Genomic DNA, 20,124 nt, shown 5'->3' on the forward strand with positions numbered 1-20,124 from the left:
GGTGTTTCCGGCCATGAATCATTTCGATGCCTGCCGCATCGGCATCCATGCAGTGAAGATCGGTAACCGCTTTGCGGCCTTGCAGCCCAGGGCCTGCGCACGCCAACGGGCTTCCTGCGGTGTCAAGGGTTGTAGGTTGGCAACAGCGTCGCTGAGCGCTTCAACCGGACCCTGAAGGAACAGGCCATTCACGGTCGCGTCTTCCAGAACGTTGAGGAAGTATGGGCCGCGGTCACCGCGTTCTAAGGATCGCTACAATCGCCATCGGCGTCGTTAGACACTGGGCTTCCTGTCACGCGTCGAAGCCCGTAAGGCGTATGTCATGCTTAAGGCGGCCTGAGGTGTAAAACCGTGTCCAATCAATCCGATCTGGCACACAAATAGCACTAAACGTTTGGTCAGGTTGCTAAAACACATTCGATCTGCTCATCAGTTGCGAGACTTCAAACTCGACCGTGCATTCAATTAACCAGGGGAGATAACCATGTCTGACAACAAATGCCCGTTTGTACACAAAGCCGGGAGCGGGACATCAAACCACGATTGGTGGCCGAACCAGTTGCGCCTTGAAATCCTGCATCAGCATACCCCCGAGTGCAGCCCGATGGACAAAGACTTCAACTACGCCGAGGAATTCAAGACCCTCGACCTCGCTGCGGTGAAGAAGGACCTCACCGCCGTGATGACCGACTCGCAAGAGTGGTGGCCGGCGGACTACGGTCATTATGGACCCTTCTTCATCCGCATGGCTTGGCACAGCGCAGGCACCTACCGCACCGGTGACGGCCGCGGCGGCGCAGGCCACGGCAATCAGCGTTTCGCCCCCATCAACAGTTGGCCCGATAACGTCAACCTCGACAAGGCCCGCCGGCTGCTGTGGCCGATCAAACAAAAATACGGCAAGAAAATTTCCTGGGCCGACCTCATCATTCTCGCGGGCAACGTCGCGATGGAATCCATGGGCTTCAAGACCTTTGGTTTCGCCGGCGGACGCGAGGACATCTGGGCACCGGAGATCGACGTCTACTGGGGCAACGAGAAGAAATGGCTGGACGACAAGGCGCGCTTTTCCGGCGAACGCGACCTCGAAAATCCACTTGCCGCCGTGCAGATGGGTCTGATCTACGTCAACCCGGAAGGCCCCGGCGGCCAACCCGATACGCTCGAAACCGGCCGCCTGGTGCGAGAGACCTTCGCGCGTATGGCGATGAACGACGAAGAGACGGTTGCGCTCACCTGCGGCGGTCATACCTTTGGGAAATGCCACGGTGCTGGGCCTACGACCCACGTGGGGCTCGAACCCGAAGCCGCCCCGATCGAGCAGCAGGGCTTGGGCTGGAAGAGTAGCTTCGGCACGGGCAAGGGCAACGATCAGATCGGCAGCGGCCTCGAAGGCTCGTGGACGCCGACGCCGGCGAAGTGGGACATGAGCTATCTCGACATGCTGTTCGGCTACGACTGGGTGCTCTCCAAGAGCCCCGCGGGCGCGCATCAGTGGACGCCGAAACAGGCGACCGACGACAACACGGCCCCGGCCGCGCACGACGCCTCGAAAAAAGTGCCTATCATCATGACCGAAGCGGACATGGCGATGCGCATGGATCCGATCTATGAACCGATCGCACGGCGCTTCCACCAGAACCCAGACGAATTCGCCGACGCCTTCGCCCGCGCCTGGTTCAAGCTGACCCACCGCGACATGGGTCCTAAATCGCGCTACCTCGGTGCGGAAGTGCCCATGGAAGACTTCCTCTGGCAGGACCCTATCCCCGCCGTCGATCATCCCTTGATAGACGACCAGGACGTCGCCGCGCTCAAGGCTAAAGTATTGGCATCCGGACTGACGGTTTCGGAACTGGTCTCCACCGCCTGGGCCTCGGCGTCCACGTTCCGCGGCACCGACAAGCGTGGCGGCGCCAACGGCGCGCGAATTCGCCTTGCGCCGCAGAAGGACTGGGAAGCCAACCAGCCCAAGTTACTGACCAACGTGCTTGGAAGGCTCGAAGCCATCCAGAGTAAGTTCAACGCTGGCGGCAAGAAGGTCTCAATGGCCGATCTAATCGTGCTGGCCGGCTGCGCCGGTGTCGAAGAGGCGGCAAAGAAAGCGGACTACGCCATGACGGTACCGTTTACGCCGGGCCGCATGGATGCCGCGCAGAAACGGACCGACGTGGACTCCTTCACCGTGCTCGAACCTATCGCCGATGGCTTCCGCAACTACCAGAAGGGCAAGTACTCCGTGTCGGCCGAGGAGCTGCTGCTCGACAAGGCGCAGCTGCTCACGCTCACCGCGCCCGAGATGACGGTGCTGGTCGGCGGTATGCGCGCGCTGAATGCGAATCTCGGTCAGTCCAGACACGGGGTCTTCACCACGCGGCCGGGGACACTCACCAACGACTTCTTCGTCAACCTGCTCGATATGGGTACGGCGTGGGAACCCGCTTCTGACGCCGAGGACGTGTTCGAAGGGCGCGACCGCGAGACTGGCGAAGTCAAATGGACCGGCACCCGCGTCGATCTGATCTTCGGCTCGAACTCCCAACTTCGAGCCATTGCGGAAACCTACGCGTGTAGCGACTCTCAATACGCGTTCGTGTGTGACTTTGTGGCGGCCTGGAACAAGGTGATGAACCTGGATCGCTTCGACCTTGCGTGATCTTGGAAGATAGGTCTTACTCATCAGAGCGTATCGATGTGGTGTGCGGGGACGCCGTCGTGGCGAGCCACCCGCAGCTGTTCGGGCGCGATCAGACCCACTGCGACTGGCGCCATTATATCCTGTTGGCCGAGCGCAAGCCCGGGGTACTGCGCAACGGCGCCCCGTTTGCCGATCTACCGACGCCGCTACGCCAGCTGCAACGCACCCTGCTGCGCCGTGAGGGCGGTGACCGGGTGATGGTGCGGGGGTGCTGGCCGGCTGTACCGGCATTCGGTCTGGAAGCGGTACTGGTAGCCGTCGAGCTGGTGATGGAGTCCGGGACTCCCAGCGTCGAGCGGGTGCTGAAGAGGTGCTGGCGCGCCTGACCCAGGGCAGTGGCCCGCCGCGGGTGGAGACGTCCCGGACCCTCAATGAGGCCCCGACGACCGACACCGCCCACTATGACCGCCTGGCGCAGGAGGTGGATCACGCGTGAGGTGAGCGACGAGCTGGAGGTAACGAAACACTCGATGGCTTCCTGATTCACCATTTTAAGGCCAACGCGATTCCATCGCCTCGATGGGTGCTGGACAAGATTACGGGAGGAAGTCAATGGGGACGTCGGCATCACCGGCGCCGTCCGGCACTTGGAATACCTGCAACTCCTCAAAGCCTGGCACGGCCTCGACGCCCAGCACCGGTGCTATCCACCCAACGCCCTGATAGCTCTATTCAACCAGGTATTTGGTGCCATCCCCCCAACCCATACTGCGCACCGGCCCTTCTGAACACCGCTCTGGCCGGCACCCATGTCGCTGAGACCATTGTGACCGCCGTCGCCCTGGTGCTGAATGGTGGGCTTCATGCTTACCGATGGGATTCGCCGTTCCGCCTAATCGATGCCACGGTATGCTCCGAGGAAGCCGGTCACGCGTTGGGTGCAGCGGTAGCGCGTGCCACCATCCTGTCTAGCCGCGCAGAACTTCTTCAATACAGGGGCAATGATTCTTGAACCCAATCCTACGCTGACAGCCGGCCAGCAGGGCAGGATTTCTGGGCAGTTCGACTGGCGGGATGGCCAGATAGCCGCGCACGAAACAGCTTTTCGTGGGAAACATCCGTATTCTTCCTCACTTATCAGTCTATCGCCCGGCCTTTTCCGGGATGTACGGTACCGAACAGAAAACGTTACTTTCTTCATCGTAACATAGCAATCAGAAAAGCTCTGCCACATAAGCGCAATGAATGAGTGGCCGAGAGATAAGGCCATGATGCCCCCGAACGGAATTACCTTCCACCCGGGACCCAATGGCGAGTACAGCGTGTGCCGTTACTGCTGCCAGCGTCAAATACAGGTAGCCGCCCTGCTAGGCGATTTCATCCACTCGATGGCACAGCTACCCGAAAGATCTTGATGTGCCCGACCCCAGTCGACTTCCATCTCTACCCTACCGGACGGAATACCGAGCCCCAGCCCATATCAAAGGTTTCAGCCACTTCCTTTAGGAGCAAATAAAATGAAAACACTTAAATACTTGCCGGTCCTGCCATTGGCAGCGATCGGAATGCTTTGCGGCGCTCCCCCTGCATTGGCGACGCCAATACTGGGGTCGGCACAAAGTTTCGCGGTACTGGGCGCCTCGACGGTTACCAATACCGGCTCGACCACCATCAATGGAGATCTCGGTCTCTACCCGGGTACTTCGATCACTGGTCCAGGGAGCATCACGCTCACAGGTGCGGTACACCAAACTGATGCGGTCGCACAGCAGGCGCAGATTGATGCACTCACTGCGTATAACACCCTTTCTAGTCTGCCGTTCACTAGCAATTTGACTGGCCAGGATCTGGGCACGGTGGGTACGCTCGTGCCAGGCGTCTATAAGTTTGATTCGTCGGCTCAACTGACTGGCACGCTCACACTCAACGCCCAAAATAATCCAGACGCACTCTTCGTGTTTCAAGTAGGGAGCGCGCTCACGACTGCAAGCAGCTCGGTTGTCAACGTGATCAATGGCGCTGCAAATAACGGTGTGTTTTGGCAGATTGGCAGTTCCGCGACTCTGGGTACCAGCACGCTGTTCGCGGGTAATATCCTCGCGGATCAGAGCATCACCCTGAATACCACCGCAGAAATTCCGTGCGGTAGGGCCATAGCGCTAAATGCCGCGGTTACAATGGATACCAACACCATCTCCAACAATTGCACCGGCGCCGGCAGTATCGGCACTGGGCACACCGATTTCGGCAGCGGCGGCTTCAGCGGTTACAGTGGTAATGGTAATGGTAATGGTAGTGGTAGTGGTAGTGGTAGTGTTCCGACCGTTCCCGAGCCCCCCACATTGGGTCTTCTGGGAATCGGATTCGTCGGACTCGTATTTAGTCGACGTCTGCAGGGTTGAGATAAAACAAGAAGGTAAGAGGTGGGCCCCAGGGCTCAAATAAACTGGGTCTGACCCGAATGGCATTTACTTACTCAGAGATCAGTAATATAGACAACATTCTGTGAGCTTGCTGGTGTGATGCTGACCGAACCTTGCATGAAGCGAGACGGACGCACGCACGCTGGAAAAGACCCGGAAGATGGCGGTGGAGCGCGGTCATTGCCAGCTATGGGTTTCATCGTTGCGGGATCTATCGCTGGTTGAAGGCGGCACGCGGCCGCGTCCGTGGCATCAAAGCGCTGGCGACCCGCAAGCGATCGAACGCTGGTATCGCGAGACCTATCCGGCGCTGGTTGCCCGGGCCAGACGCGAGGGCACGGAGATCCATTTCTGGACGAATCCCGCTTACGCGCCGACCGCGTGCAAGGCACGGCCTGGGCGCCGGTGGGCCAGACGCCGGTGGTCTATGTATCCGGACAACGCCAGAGCATCAATGCGGCCTCGGCAGCCAGCATGAGGGGTCCGTTCTGGTTTGCCATCTACCCGGGGCGCTCAATGGCGAGATGAAATCTCTCATCCGACGCTATGCCAAGAAAGCAATATTAGGGTACTTCGTCGGGTTGTTTTCAACAAACGCCCAGGGCGCGCGGAAATGTCACGGGGCACCAACCACAAATGCATGAATATGCCTGGTCACAGGCAACGCAGATATTCCCTGTAGGGAATTGCGCCGGGCGTTAACCAACCTGCCCTCGATGGGATCCGTCGTCGTCCCGGAGACGCGCCATGGGGTCTTCCATCCGCCCACCGCCAACGCCGCAGAACTCGGCTGGGAACGCCTGCGCGCGCTCGCGTCACCGCTTTTAGGCTCCCTGACTCGCACCTTGAGTGGGTCTCCAGCCTCGTCAAAGCAGTGAGACTGAGGCAGATCAAACTGACCCCGGCAACGACGGCACCCCGTCGCCTATAGTTGGATGTCCGCGACCCGGTAAAATGACCGCCCACTCCCCGGATGTGAAAACCCCCCGCTCCGAACAGGCCGACCAAGCCGATAACAATCAAATATATTGCGACGATGTAGTTCAGCAGGCGCGGCACCGTCAGAATGAGCACGCCAGCGATCAACGAAGCCAGCGGGGCGATGCTTAAGGTCATGTTCATGTTTATCTCCTTGGAACTCAGGGGACTGCGGGAAGCGCCGTTATTCTCACTTCAACCACGTGATCCCGGCGGTCGTCGGTCAGCGGAATCCTCTCGCCGGGGTGTTCGATTCCATCTACTGTCACACCGATTAACTGCTCCGGATTTTCACCGACGCGCTTGACTGTGATATGGTAGACCGTCTCGCGATATCTGTAGTGAATCATATACGTCGCCCAATGGGCCGGTATGCGCGGTGTAATGCGCAGATGGTCCACCTCCAGCTGCAGACCCAGCAGTGTTTCCATGGTCAACCGGTACATCCAGCCTGCCGCCCCGGTGTACCAAGTCCAACCGCCGCGGCTGGTGTGTGGCGGCGCACCGTAGATATCCGCGCACATGACGTAGGGCTCGACCTTGTAGTGCTCTATCTCCGCTGACCCACTACCGTGATGGATGGGATTGAGCATGGCGAACAGTTCCCACGCTCGTTCGCTATCACCCATCATCGCATATGCCATCGCGGCCCAGATCGCCGCGTGGGTATATTGTCCGCCGTTCTCACGCACACCGGGCACGTAGCCCTTGATATAACCTGGCTCGAGGTCTGATGTATCGAATGGCGGAGCAAGCAGTTGGACCAACTGCGCATCGCGTCGCACCAGGTGTTTGTCCACCGCCTCCATCGCGTGGCGGGCTCGTACGGGATCGCCACATCCCGAAATGACCGCCCAACTCTGGCTGAGCGAATCGATTTTGCATTCGTCATTGGCGGATGAACCCAAGGGCGTGCCATCATCAAAATACGCCCGCCGATACCAGCCGCCATCCCAGGCATTGGCCTCGATGTTGTCGTGCAGCAGCGCGGCTTGAGCCGTGCAGAGTTCGGCAAAGGCCTCATCGTCCCGGCCGCGCGCCAGTCCCGCAAATTGTTGAAGGTTCTGGCACAGGAACCACGCCAGCCAAACGCTCTCGCCCTTGCCATGACGGCCTACGAGATTCATGCCATCGTTCCAGTCTCCGCAACCCATCAGTGGCAACTGATGCACGCCAAAGCGTAGGCCATGTTTGATGGCGCGCACACAATGTTCGTAGAGGCTTGCCGCTTCGGTTGAACGTTGCGGCAGGTCGTAGTACGCCTCCTCTTCCGAATTCAGCTCGCGGCCCTCCAGGAAATGGATCACCTCGTCGAGTATGCCCGTATCGCCAGTCGCCAGCACATAACGAAGGGTCGCATATGGCAGCCACAGATAGTCATCGGAGAAATGGGTACGCACGCCTTGTCCATTGGGTGGATGCCACCAGTGCTGCACGTCGCCCTGGAGGAACTGGCGTTCAGCGCAACGAATCAACTGCTCGCGGGCCAGCCACGGCGTCGCATGTATTAGGGCCATGGTGTCCTGCAATTGGTCACGGAAACCGTAGGCGCCGCCGGACTGGTAATAGCCGCTGCGTCCCCACAGCCGGCACGATAGCGTCTGATAGACCAACCAGCCGTTGACCAACACATCCAAAGCGGGATCGGGCGTCTCCACATGTACCGTGCCCAGGGTACGGTTCCAGTGCTCCCACACTGCGTCCAATGCCTGCCGCGCGCGAGCCGGTTCGCCGAAGCGTTGAATGAAATGCTGCGCTTCGTCGCGATTACGACCCGCGCCGAGTACAAACACGATCTCGCGTTCTTGTCCGTCGGCCAGTTCGATCCGGGTCTGTAGCGCGGCGCACGGATCAAGGCCCGCACCGGTCCTTCCCGACAAACGCGTTCGGTGCATGGCCGCGGGGTCGGCCAACGCGCCGTTACGGCCAATGAACTCTGTGCGGCTTCCGGTCACCGTACGCTCGCGCTCGCTGACCTGCACAAAGACGACCCGATTGGCGCATTCACGCCCGTAAGCATTGCGCGCATACAGCGCCCCGCTGTGCGGATCCGTTTCGGTAACGATATGCATCAGATTGGCGTGTCGCCATTCACCGAGCACCAACTCCCAATACCCGGTCACCGATAATCGACGCGGACGCCTGGAATGATTGCGCAGCTTTACAACCACGAACTTCACCGGTGCGTCCATCGCGACGTAGGTGTGCATTTCCGAGGAAATGTCGGATTGATAATGTTCGAACACGCTGTATCCGAACCCGTGCCGGCACACGTAGCCTGATTGGCCGCGGGCCGGCAACGGTGTCGGCGACCAGAATGCGCCCGTTTCCTCGTCACGGATATAGAGTGCTTCGCCGGTGCTATCGCTCAGCGGGTCATTGTGCCAAGTGGTCAGGCGGAACTCATGCGCGTTCTCCACCCAGGTATAGGCACCGCCGCTTTCGCTTATGACGGTGCCGATGTGCGGGCTGGCGATGACATTGGCCCACGGCGCCGGCGTTGTCTGCCCCGGCTCGAGAGTGATGATGTATTCGCGACCGTCGGGCGTGAAGCCGCCCATTCCGTTAGTGAAAATGCGTTCGCGCCCCGGCAAGGGATGCGCCGGCTCCGCTGCCGGTTGCAGCGATGGCTCCAGACGGCCCGGTAGACGCTCCACCGGCACCCGGCGCTCTACCTGCTCGGTCAAGGTCTCGGCCGTATCGGTGAGCACAACGCGGGCGACCGTCTGGAACAGGACCCGATCCTCCTCGGAAAGCTCTTCAGCGCGGCGCACGAAGACCCCACCCGGTTTGTCGATAAATTGCGCTGCAGGGCCGGCGTTGATCAGCCCCATGATCTGGTCTTGTAAAAGTGCCCGATAACCGGAGAAATCCTCGTTCAGGATCACCAGATCCGCAGCCAGACCCTTCACGCGCCAATAGGCATGGGCTTGCAGCGCCTGCCTTACCAGGTCGATGCGGGTCAGATCTCCGATGCGTATCAAAACAATCGGCAGATCGCCCGAGATGGCAAAGCGCCATAACCCGGGCGGACCGAGCTGGTTGCGGGCAATGACGCTGGGCGCGGCACGACGCAAGGCGCTGGCGTACACGACCGAGGTGGCTAGGCGACCATAGACCTGTGCATCGGCTTCGGTTGCGTTGAGGTGGCGTAGCACCTCCTGACTTTGGAACAAAGCCATTTCGAAGGCACGTTCAACGAAGTGCCGGTCACAATACTTCTCCAGCACAGCCAACGCTGCGTCACGCGTATCTGCGACACCGGAGATGATCTGCACGGTCGCCGATTCGTCTGGTGACAAGCTGATGGTGCGCCGGATTGCCACGATGGGATCAAGCACCGGACCATCGGTGTTTGATAACTGCACCGATGACTTACGGGGGCGGTCACCGTTATCCAGCACCAGCGGGTTGGCCGCCGTTCGGCCCCGCCCGATGAATTTTGCGCGATCGGTTTCATAAGTCGGCTCGTCGGCGGTAGCCCCAGGCGCCGCCAACAGGTGAAACATCCACGGCACCAGCTCTCCCGGTGTGCGGCGGCGCCGCGTACAGAGGATCGCCTGCCGATCGGGCAGGATTTCAGTTTGCACGAACAGGTTGCTGAACGCACGATGGGCCAGGTCCGCATTCAACGGCGCCAACACCACCTCCGCATAACTGATTACTTCGATATGACGTATATTGGGCGACAGGTTGGTTAGCGTTACACGGCGGGTCTCGACGTCGTCTTCGGGTGAAACGCTGATCTCGGTGTGCGCTTCGATCGCCCAATCACGTCGCCGGTATTCGGCGCGCCCCTGCACGAAAATCGCCTCGTAGTGATCGGCCTTGCGCAGTGTCGGCTGATACGCGGTTGACCAAACCCGCCCTGTGTCGCGGTCGCGCAAGTAAATGAATGTGCCCGAGCTATCGGAAGTGGCATCCTCGCGCCAGCGCGTCACGGCCAAGTCGCGCCAGCGACTGTAACCGCCACCGGCGCTCGTCACCATGACGTGATACCTGCCGTTGGACAACAGATGAACTTCCGGCATCGGCGTGCTCGGGTCGGTAAACACGCGCATGACCGCACCTGCCTCTGCGACGGGAGGGCGCGCGGCGGCGTTCACTTCTGCGGCGTGCGGATGTAGCGTTGCGCCCATCTTTGGCACCCGTTCCTGCAGCAACAATTCCGTCGCGCGTGCGAGTGGGTCGGACATGAATCGACGTTGCATCGGGCAGTTGAGCAATACATGTGCGAAGGCCAACAGACTCATGCCCTGATGATGCGCCATGAACGCACGCACGATAGAATGACTCTTGCCCCGTGGCACACGCGATGGCGTATAATCGACTGCCTCGTAAAAGCCATACCTGCCAAGAAAACCATCGGCAGCCAACGTTTGCAGGTTGCGACACGCCTCCAGTGGCATCGCCGTAAGCGCCAATGCGCTGGCGTACGGGGCGACAACCAGGTCATCTCCCAACCCGCGCTTGAGGCCCAGTCCGGGCACACCGAACGCCCGATATTGATAGACCTGATGCATATCGATTGCGTTATAACAGGACTCGGAAATGCCCCAGGGCACTGCGCGTTGCCGGCCGTACTCGATCTGGCGGGACACCGCAGCCATACAGGTCTGCTCCAACAGGGTATTCGCGTAACTCGGCATGATCAGCCTTGGCATGAGGTACTCGAACATCGAACCGCTCCACGAAATCAAGCTCACGTGACCGCCATGACTGGTCAACAGGCGGCCAAGTGCAAACCAATGCTTCTGCGGTATCTGGCCCTGCGCGATGAGCAGAAAGCTGGCTAGGCGGGCTTCGGATGCAAGCAGGTCGTAGCACGACGGATCACGCCGACGTTCGCCCACATCGTAGCCGATTCTCAGTAATCCACGCGATGTATCGTAGAGGAACTCGAAATCCATCACCGCAAGTTCGCGGCAACGATCCACCAGATCGTCAATGATCCTGATCCGCTCCACCGCGCCCTTATACCGTGGCCCCACCACCGCGGCCGCCCCGACTGACGACCGCGCTCGCGAGTCAACTGCGCCATCTCTGGCCAATTCCGCCAGTGTCGGGATGCTGTTGAAATGCCACACCCCCGGATCGGATCCAGGCACCAGGAATTCAAGGTCGTCACGCAACGCACGGGATTGCCGGTCGAATGCCTGCGCCCAGTAATACAGTTCGCCGTCGATACCGATATCCGCCGGCAGCCATGCAACCAATCCCCCGCCAGTACGGTGGATCCCCTCCAGCAGGTTTTTCGCTGTCACTAGTGCCGGTGGCTGCCCGTTCAGTGTCAGTGGACGTAGGGTGTCCTGCAGAAGTCTGATCTTGCCCGCAAGATCAGGGACGGGTAACGCGGGCATGTGGTCAGCAAGCACCTGCAAGGTGTCCTGCAACCCCTGAAACGCACACGCGGACAGCACCGGCTGATCTTTCAACTCGACCAGGCCGGCCTGCAAGGTGAGCAAGCTGCCGGCCAGGTTGCCACTATCCACCGAAGAGACATATTGGGGGTGCAGCGGTTGCAGCGTGCGGGTGTCGTACCAATTGTAAAAATGGCCACGATAGCGCTCCAGCTTTTCCATCGTAACCACGGTGTTGCCAATCAGCTGCAGGAATTCACCGGCGCAAATGTACCCGAAATCGTAGGCAGCCAAGTCCGCCAACAGCGCCATGCCTATGTTGGTGGGTGAGGTGCGCGAGGCGATGACCGGAGCCGGGTATTCCTGGAAGTTATCGGGGGGCAACCAATTATCCTGGGGACTCACGAAATCCACGAAGAAACGCCACGTGCGCCTGGCCGACATCCGCAGGAATGTTCGTTGCTCGACATTCAAATCCGCAACGGGCGGCCGTAGTGGCGTACTGATCCACCAGCCCACGACGGGCGACAGCAGCCACAGCAACAGAACCGGCGCCCAGAAGAACCAGCCCGCTGCGCGGGTTTGCTCCAGAGCAATGGCCAGCACAACCGCCAGCACCGGAGCGATCCACATCTCCCGCCAAAAATCGGGCAGCGTACGGCGCGCGTTGCGACGCGCATAGGCGCGCAGCTGCCAGAGTAATAATCCGCGTCGCGTGAACAGCATCCGAACGCCCGAGCGCAGGATCGCATCCAGGCAGATCAGGGTGTCATACGGCAACATGACCAATGTCAAAAAAGCGACCGGGGTTGCACGGCTCGCGGATTTTCCGGTCTGGATCAGGTGCACGATCCAATCGCGTTCTTGGGGCTTGCAGACAAGACTGATCAAGGTTCCCAGCAGGGTGGGCAGGAACACCACACCCGCGACCAGCAGGGACCAGAACCACCCCGGTCCCGGACCCAGCAGCCAACCACCCACGAGCACAGCCAGCAGCGACGGCGGCACGAGGCTGCGCCGAAGGTTGTCGAAGATCTTCCACACCGACAAGGCGCTGAGTGGGTTCTGTTGGCGCCGCGCCTTCCGTCCGTTGGGCCCATTTGCTCGCGTTGGTGCGGCCGGTCCGGGGACGCGCGGGAGCAGCCAGCCGGAAAGCTGCCAATCGCCGCGTATCCACCGGTGTCGCCGGCTCGCTTCCATGGCATAACTAGCCGGATATTCTTCAATGACGTCGACATCAGTCACCAACGCCGCACGCGCATACCCGCTTTCCAGTAGATCGTGACTGAGAATGAGATTCTCCGGAAAGCGTCCATCGACGGCCTGACGAAAGGCGTCCACATCGTAGATGCCCTTGCCGATAAACGAACCCTCCCCGAAAACGTCCTGGTAAACATCCGATATTTCGCGCGTGTACGGATCGATGCCCGACTCGCCTGCAAACAATTGAGTAAACCGTGACTGGCCTGCGCTGGTTAGGCTGATCGACGCGCGTGGTTGCAGGATCGCATAACCTTCGACGATGCGCCCCTGGTTGGAATCGTATACCGGCCGATTGAGCGGGTGCGCGAGGTTACCTATCAGTGTACGTGCGGTGTCGCGCGGCAGTTGCGTGTCGGTATCCAGGGTGATGGCGTACTGGATCGAACCGAGGATGGACACATCACCGACGATATCCGAGAATGCCGTTCGCCCCGCGCCCCGCAACAAGGCATTGAACTGCTCCAGTTTGCCGCGCTTGCGTTCATAACCCATCCACACCCGTTCGACTGGATTCCACACCCGTGGCCTATGAAACAGGTAGAAAATGCACGGGCGGTCATCACGGTAGGTCTCGTTGAGCGCATGGACCGCTGTGCGCGCGCGGGCAAGCAACGCGTCATCGTTCGGTAGGGTTTGCTCGCTCGCGTCACCGAAATCCGTTAGCAAAGCGAAGAACAGATTGGGATCTCGATTCCCGAGATAGCGGATCTCCAGGGCTTCGAAAAGGTCCTCGATCTCTTGCGGCCCGCTCAGCAGGGTCGGGACAATCACCATGGTGCGGTGAACGAATGGAATGCCCTGCGAAAAATCCAATCGTGGTAACGCGCGCGGCGCCAAGACCAGCGTGACCCCCAAGTTCACTAGCGAGACGGCCAGTGCCGATACGGCGATTGTGCCGGTGACCGCGAAAAACCAGTACCGCCAGTCATTCGGGGCGAATCCGCCGAAAGGGGAAAGCACGACCGCTGTCGCTAATGCGGCGAGCAACAGGATGGGGCCGACGTAAAGTAACAAGCGGAAATGCCGGCTCGCCCTAGTGACTAGCGATTTCCACGACAAACGGCAGCCGACCGCACGCTCCAGCAGGTGGCGTCCGCGATCGATCAGGAAATATCCAACGTGCGCGGTCCGGTCGCTGGTACTCAATCGTTCTGCAGCAGTCTGCGCGAGCGCAATGGCTGCGTGCGCCACCGCCAACTCACTGCAGGAACTACGCCGCGCCACGTCTTCGATTACATGCCGGTAGCGGTCGCGGGTAGCGAAATCCTGACCGGAGTGCATCCCCATCGGGTCTTTGCGCAACACCTGTTCGACGACACTGAGCGACTCGACGTAAATCCTCCAATCCATTGCGCCGATGAAACGCAGACTCCCGATACTGTTCGCGATGGAGATCTGGTTAGTCGCGGCCGTGCGACCGGCCGCCTCCGACAACTGCGTTGCGGTCACCCCTTGCTCGAGCAGTTTTTGTTCGACCCAGGTTTGCACGAACGCCAGGGCGGACCCCTGCGTCTGGAGTCTTGTGTAAAATTCCTCCACAAACGGCGCGGTCAGCGGAACGTCGGCGTTGGCGAACTCGGCCAGCAGGCGGATTAGCTGTTTCGGTTCCCGTTCGGCCGTCGCGAGCATGCGGTCTGCCCAGATAATGGCCGTGTCGCGCTCCTCGCGCCGATGGGCGATACGCAAGCCCACGCGGCGCAGATTCTCCAGCAACGCTAACTGCAGCATGATCGGGAATGCCCACAATTCCCCGAGTTTCAGCGGTTCAACGGTCTGGTAGGCGGCGACGAATTGGGTGGCGTTATCGCTGTCGACACGACCGTCCATATGGGAGATCGATTCCAACGCCAGGTCGTAGATACGGGGGAACCCGGCGGACGGGCCATCCGCCAGTCGCGGTAGCTGGCGACTGTACCCACGCGGCAGATGTCGACGCGCCAGACTGATCTGCTGCTCGATCAGATAGAAATTATCGAGCAACCAAGCCTCTGCCGGTACGATCCGTTGCCCCGGCGTCGCGGCAGCCGTCACGACGTTATACGCTGTCAGCAACACGCGCGCATTGTCTGCCAGTCGTGGCAGCAACCGGTCCGGCCCCGGACGTGGATCGATTCTATGCTGGCCGGCCAGCGTTACCGCGTGACGCTTCAATTGCTCGATGCTGAACAGCTCCGAGCGCAGCAACTCCGTATCCCGGTCGGTACGCGGTGCATTCCGCGCGCGCGCCGAAAATGCGAACTCTCTGATTCCTATGACACTTTCCTCGCAGGAACTCGGGGTGGCCCGCGCGGCGCCAGCATCCTGAACGGTATTGAGCGCAAACACATACTTCACCCCTTCCGACTATCGAGCCGTTAGCTGTCGATCACAATGATCTTACGCTGTTTTGACAGGTAGATAGGTCATCTCGACAAAAATGTTCGGTAACATCGCAGTCAGATCCGACGGGGCCTGCCCGATGATGTCCCGGCATTGTCTTGCAAAAAAAAGGGGTTGTCCGTCGCCCACGGAGCATGGAATGGCCCACGATCCGGCAGCCGGAAAATCGCCGCGTGGATCTCATTTTAGCGATTCCCCTGGTCATCCAGGTCATCACAAAGCTATCGGCGATCGTGGCGATCGTGGCGATCGTGGCGATCGTCAACGATGGGCACCTCCTCCGCGGATAGCTGGTTAAGGCACGCGAGCCTGCTCTTCATGGCGTACCGGAGCGGCATAGTCCTGGGTCTGATGGATGCGCTGTCGGTGGCAAGACAGCTCGATGTAGTCAAAAAAATGCCGCCGATCTTGCCGCCTCCCGGTCGGAAGAATCGGCGTCATGCATCAGCTCATCGCTCAAGCGGGTGAAGAATCTCTCCACACAGACGTTGAGGAACGAAGGGAGACGTCAGTCCGACCCAACCTCGATGAGGTGATCCCGTTCGACCGGGTCGCTTGTTTAATGCGGGTCCCTCAGGCACAGCGCCTGCGCCGGGTCGAAATTGAAGGACGCCGCGATGCGCCTCTTGGTCTCCGGAAAGAACAGCGCAGAGCCGCGTCAACAAACTTTAGGGACAATTTTCGGACATTGAGATTGGATTCTGACGGTGCATCGAGCGATATGGTGTTTCACACGGCAGGGGTCGCAGACTCAACCCCTACATCGCCCACCACCTTCCCCCGTCGTAGCCCCCGACGCGGACGGACAGATACCGAGCGCGGCCCCAGCGGGCCTACCGGGCACCCTTCCCGAACAGCACCACCTCCGCGGTCTGCAGCAGAATTACCAAATCCAGCAGCAAGCTGTGGTTCTTCACGTAATACAGGTCGTACTGCAACTTCTCGGTCGCGGCCCGTTCCGATGCCCCATAGGGATAGCAGAGCTGGGCCCATCCGGTGATCCCCGGCTTCACACGGTGTCGTTCCGAATAATATGGCAGCTTTTCGGTAAACTCCGTCACGAACTGCGGGCGTTCAGGCCGCGGCCCCACAAAGCTCATATCGCCACGCAGGACGTTGAGGATCTGAGGAAGTTCGTCGATACGATAGTGCCTCAGGATGGTTCCCACACGCGTGACGCGAGCGTCGTTGGTCTGCGCCCAGCGGGCTCGCCCATCCGCCTCCGCATCCATACGCATGCTGCGGAACTTCAGTACCTGAAACGACCTCCCGTCCTGGCCAACGCGCGCCTGCCGATAGAGTACCGTGCCACGACCCCGACTCTCGATAAGAATGACGGCAGCCGCAAAGGCCATCACCGGCCAAGTGATCGCAAATATGGAAGCGCTCGCCACAATGTCGAATAGCCGCTTGGATATCTCGCGGATCGCGCTTTGCTGGAAGCCATCGGAGAATACCAGCCAGCTCGGATTGAGCAGATCGATGCGTACCTTGCCCGTCTCGCGCTCAAAAAACGTGAGGATGTCGACCACGTCGAGACCGCTGAGCCGACAATCCAGCAGTTCGTGGAGTGGAAAACCTCTACGCCGGTCGTCCACCGCCACGACGATCTCATCCACCTGGTGTTGCGTGGCAAACTCCACCAGCGGCACATCCGGCCGGACCACTTGGTCCGGAGGCACTACATCCTGTTCGCCCTCGACATGGACGAAGCCCACCAGGTTGAAGCCGCGTTTGTCGACCCGACGGCGCAGTCGCGTGATGGAAGCGGCCTTGGACCCCGCCCCCAGCACCAGCACCTGGCGCTTGAGAGCGCCCTGGTCCATCACCGTGGTAAAGAAGAGCCCCCGGGTGACGATGATCCCCGCCAGGGCGATGACGGTACTCAACCCAAGCGCGCCGCGACCGAGAAAGAACCGGTCCGGAAACACATAGAAGAGCAGGATCAGGAGCACCAGCCCAAGCGCGAAGCCGACGAGAATGCGCAGTAGGACACCCAGCAGCCCCTCGCGGAAACGGCCGTGATACAGGCCCACCGCCGAGAGGCTCAACACCATGACCGCCGCATAGATCACCGAGCGGGGGATCAACGAGCCAATGCTGGCATCGATTTCGTTCAGGTTCGGGAAGAAACGGATATAGGCGCCGACATAGACCGACGTCGCGAAGACCACGGCCTCCACCACGCCCAACAGTATGAGCGGCACCCGTACGTAGTGTCTGAACAAACGGATTGAGCCCACGAGCCCCCCGGATCAGCCCATCCCCGCGTTAGGCGACGGTCGGAAACATCTTGGTTGAATTGGGTTGTTCACGGCGTCATGGTCAATACGGAACGACCGAGCTCGCCCCACGCAGCGCAGTATAGATTGCGTTTGAGGTGGTCTCCGGGAACGCCAGGGGCCGGGATTCTGGTTCTTTCGACCCGCCGGGAAGCCTACTATAGGCCGGCGAAACGAGTGTGACAACGTTACCCGGCAGGGGGCGACTATCGCCCCGGCCTCGCGACTCCGGTAGACTACCCGGGTCCCGCGACAGGCGGCGCAACTCGGCGGCCTGCGGCCGCCGACCGCATGGAGAGCCCCGACCGGGGGTCCTCGGGCGCCTTGGCCGGTGCATCCACACCACGGTGAGAACCACTATGTTTGACCTTGAAAACAGTCGTATCGCTGTAATCGGATTGGGATATGTCGGACTGCCGCTGGCCGTGGAGTTCGGGAAACAGTTCCCCACGGTGGGCTTTGATATCAAACCCGACCGGGTGGAAGAGCTGAAGGCCGGCCGAGACCGCACCCTGGAGGCAAATGCCGAGGAACTGGCGTCCGCACGCCACCTTACCTTCACCTCCCTGGGCAAGGATCTCGTCTCCTGCAACGTCTATATCGTCACTGTCCCGACCCCCATCGACCGGCACAAACGCCCCGATCTCAGCCCCTTGGAAGCCGCCAGCCGCACCATCGGCCTAGTGCTTGCCCAAGGCGACGTGGTCGTCTTTGAGTCCACGGTATATCCGGGCGCTACCGAGGAGGTGTGCGTCCCGATCATGGAAGCTGAATCCGGCCTAGTTTATAACCGGGATTTCTTCGTCGGCTACAGCCCCGAGCGGATCAATCCAGGCGACAAGGAGCACCGGGTCACGTCAATCCTGAAGGTCACTTCCGGCTCCACCCCGCAGGCCGCCGACTTTATAGACGCGCTATACCGCCGAATCATTCCCGCCGGAACCCACCGCGCCAGCAGCATCCGCGTGGCAGAGGCCGCCAAGGTAATTGAGAACACCCAACGCGACGTGAATATCGCGCTCATTAACGAGCTTGCACTGATCTGCCACCGGCTCGGCATCGATACACTGGAAGTACTGGAGGCCGCGGGCACCAAGTGGAATTTTCTGCCCTTCCGCCCCGGCTTGGTAGGCGGGCACTGTATCGGCGTGGACCCCTATTACCTCACCCACAAGGCGCAGGAACTGGGGTATCACCCGGAAATCATCCTGGCCGGCCGGCGTATCAACGACGGGATGGGGGCCCACGTGGCGGAGCGTGTGGTGAAACTGCTGACGCACCGGCGGATCCACGTGGTCGGCGCCAACATCCTGGTGTTGGGGCTCGCCTTCAAGGAGAACTGCCCCGATCTGCGCAATACGCGCGTGACCGACATGCTGGAGGAATTCCGCAGCTACCATGCCAACCTGGACGTATACGATCCCTGGGTGGATGCGGCCGAGGCCCGGCACGAATACGCCATCGATCTTGTGACGGCGCCGACTCCCGGCAAGTACGACGCCGTCATTCTCGCCGTGGGGCACCGGCAGTTCCTGGAAATGGGTGTGGAACGGCTGCGCCAATTCGGTAAGCCGGACATGGTTCTGTTCGACGTGAAAGGCATGCTCCCGCGGGATGCAGTCGACGCACGCCTCTAGGCTGGTGTTTCACGCTTGCAGGCCGATCAACGCTCCCATCGCCCGGCCAAAGCGCGGGACGCAAGCAACGACCGGCACCTTGGGCTAGCGCCTGGACCCATACGAAAATCATCCTGGAGTTGAAATGAAAGTACTCGTAACCGGTTCGGCAGGCTTCATCGGCTCGTCCCTCTCCCTGCGCCTGTTGGAACGCGGCGACGAGGTCATTGGGCTCGATAACCTCAACGACTACTACGACGTAAACCTGAAGCTGGCCCGGCTGGCACGCAACAAGGCACATTCCGGTTATACGGAACTCAAGATAGATCTTGCAAACCGGGCCGACGTCGCGGAAGCCTTCGCGCGTCACAAGCCGGATCGTGTGGTCAATTTGGCCGCGCAGGCCGGCGTGCGTTATTCCATCACCAACCCGCACTCCTACATAGAAACGAATGTGGTGGGGTTCACGAATATATTGGAGGGTTGCCGGCACCACGACGTCGAGCACCTGGTCTACGCATCCAGCAGTTCGGTCTACGGCGCCAACACCCGGATGCCGTTCTCGGTCCACCATAACGTGGACCACCCGGTGAGCCTGTACGCGGCGACCAAGAAGGCCAACGAACTGATGGCGCACACCTACAGCCACCTGTACGGGACGCCCACCACCGGCCTGCGCTTTTTCACGGTCTACGGACCTTGGGGACGACCCGATATGGCGTTGTTCCTCTTCACGCGGCACATCCTGGCCGGGGAACCCATCGACGTATTCAATTACGGCAAACATCGCCGGGACTTCACATATATCGACGATATCGTCGAGGGCGTCATACGGGTATTGGACCGGATCCCCTCGGCAAACCCGGACTGGTCCGGGGACGAGCCCGACTCCGCCAGCAGTATGGGCCCCTACCGGCTCTACAACATCGGCAACAATCAGACCGTTGAACTCATGCGCTACATCGGGGTCCTCGAGCAGTGTCTGGGCCGAACCGCGGAGAAGAACCTGCTGCCCTTGCAGCCGGGGGACGTCCCGGATACCTACGCCGACGTGGAGGATCTGGAACGCGACGTAGGCTACCGCCCGGGCACACCGGTCGAGGTGGGGGTGGCCCGCTTCGTCGACTGGTATCGATCCTTTTACAAGGTCTGACGGGATCGCGGGAAGGCCGCCCCTCGGCCCAT

7 protein-coding genes and 1 pseudogene are annotated in these 20,124 nt (G+C 60.4%); 5 read left to right on the top strand and 3 right to left on the bottom strand.

What is annotated here, in order from left to right; all coding sequences use genetic code 11:
* The first annotated feature begins 484 nt into the window (after positions 1–484).
* From B7Z66_00350 to B7Z66_00360, 3 genes are all read left to right on the top strand, one after another.
* Positions 485–2,656 carry a catalase/peroxidase HPI gene (locus tag B7Z66_00350; protein OYV78059.1) on the top strand — a complete coding sequence of 724 codons (2,172 nt, stop codon included), beginning with the start codon at positions 485–487 and terminating at the stop codon, positions 2,654–2,656.
* Positions 2,653–3,024 carry a hypothetical protein gene (locus B7Z66_00355; GenBank protein ID OYV78060.1) on the top strand — a complete coding sequence of 124 codons (372 nt, stop codon included), beginning with the start codon at positions 2,653–2,655 and terminating at the stop codon, positions 3,022–3,024. The genes B7Z66_00350 and B7Z66_00355 overlap by 4 nt, the downstream gene beginning before the upstream one ends.
* 1,131 nt (positions 3,025–4,155) lie before the next feature.
* Positions 4,156–5,040, top strand: coding sequence for a hypothetical protein (locus tag B7Z66_00360; GenBank protein ID OYV78061.1), 885 nt, complete (start codon positions 4,156–4,158; stop codon positions 5,038–5,040).
* Between the two features lie 993 nt (positions 5,041–6,033).
* On the opposite strand, the pseudogene B7Z66_00365 reads toward B7Z66_00360, so the two are convergent.
* From B7Z66_00365 to B7Z66_00375, 3 genes and pseudogenes are all read right to left on the bottom strand, one after another.
* Positions 6,034–6,183 (bottom strand): annotated as a pseudogene (locus B7Z66_00365) (hypothetical protein).
* 17 nt (positions 6,184–6,200) lie between these two features.
* Positions 6,201–14,846, bottom strand: a complete 8,646-nt coding sequence (locus B7Z66_00370; GenBank protein OYV78367.1) for a cyclic beta 1-2 glucan synthetase — start codon at positions 14,844–14,846, stop codon at positions 6,201–6,203.
* 1,028 nt (positions 14,847–15,874) lie between these two features.
* Complete coding sequence (locus B7Z66_00375) at positions 15,875–17,284, bottom strand: hypothetical protein (protein OYV78062.1); 1,410 nt, start codon at positions 17,282–17,284, stop codon at positions 15,875–15,877.
* Between the two features lie 398 nt (positions 17,285–17,682).
* Here B7Z66_00375 and B7Z66_00380 point away from each other — a divergent pair, with 398 nt between their 5' ends.
* Entirely contained in the window at positions 17,683–18,960 is a 1,278-nt protein-coding gene (locus B7Z66_00380; protein ID OYV78063.1) for a Vi polysaccharide biosynthesis protein VipA/TviB, read from the top strand.
* Between the two features lie 124 nt (positions 18,961–19,084).
* Positions 19,085–20,092 carry a capsular biosynthesis protein CpsI gene (locus tag B7Z66_00385; GenBank protein ID OYV78064.1) on the top strand — a complete coding sequence of 336 codons (1,008 nt, stop codon included), beginning with the start codon at positions 19,085–19,087 and terminating at the stop codon, positions 20,090–20,092.
* Positions 20,093–20,124 lie beyond the last annotated feature (32 nt).

It is taken from the genome of Chromatiales bacterium 21-64-14 (genome assembly GCA_002255365.1).
Taxonomy (GTDB): domain Bacteria; phylum Pseudomonadota; class Gammaproteobacteria; order 21-64-14; family 21-64-14; genus 21-64-14.

Excerpts from the sequence above, each read along its gene's own strand:
- B7Z66_00380 (OYV78063.1), top strand. The coding sequence starts at position 17,683 with ATGTTTGACCTTGAAAACAGTCGTATCGCTGTAATCGGATTGGGATAT.
- B7Z66_00350 (OYV78059.1), top strand. The coding sequence starts at position 485 with ATGTCTGACAACAAATGCCCGTTTGTACACAAAGCCGGGAGCGGGACA.
- B7Z66_00360 (OYV78061.1), top strand. The coding sequence starts at position 4,156 with ATGAAAACACTTAAATACTTGCCGGTCCTGCCATTGGCAGCGATCGGA.
- B7Z66_00385 (OYV78064.1), top strand. The coding sequence starts at position 19,085 with ATGAAAGTACTCGTAACCGGTTCGGCAGGCTTCATCGGCTCGTCCCTC.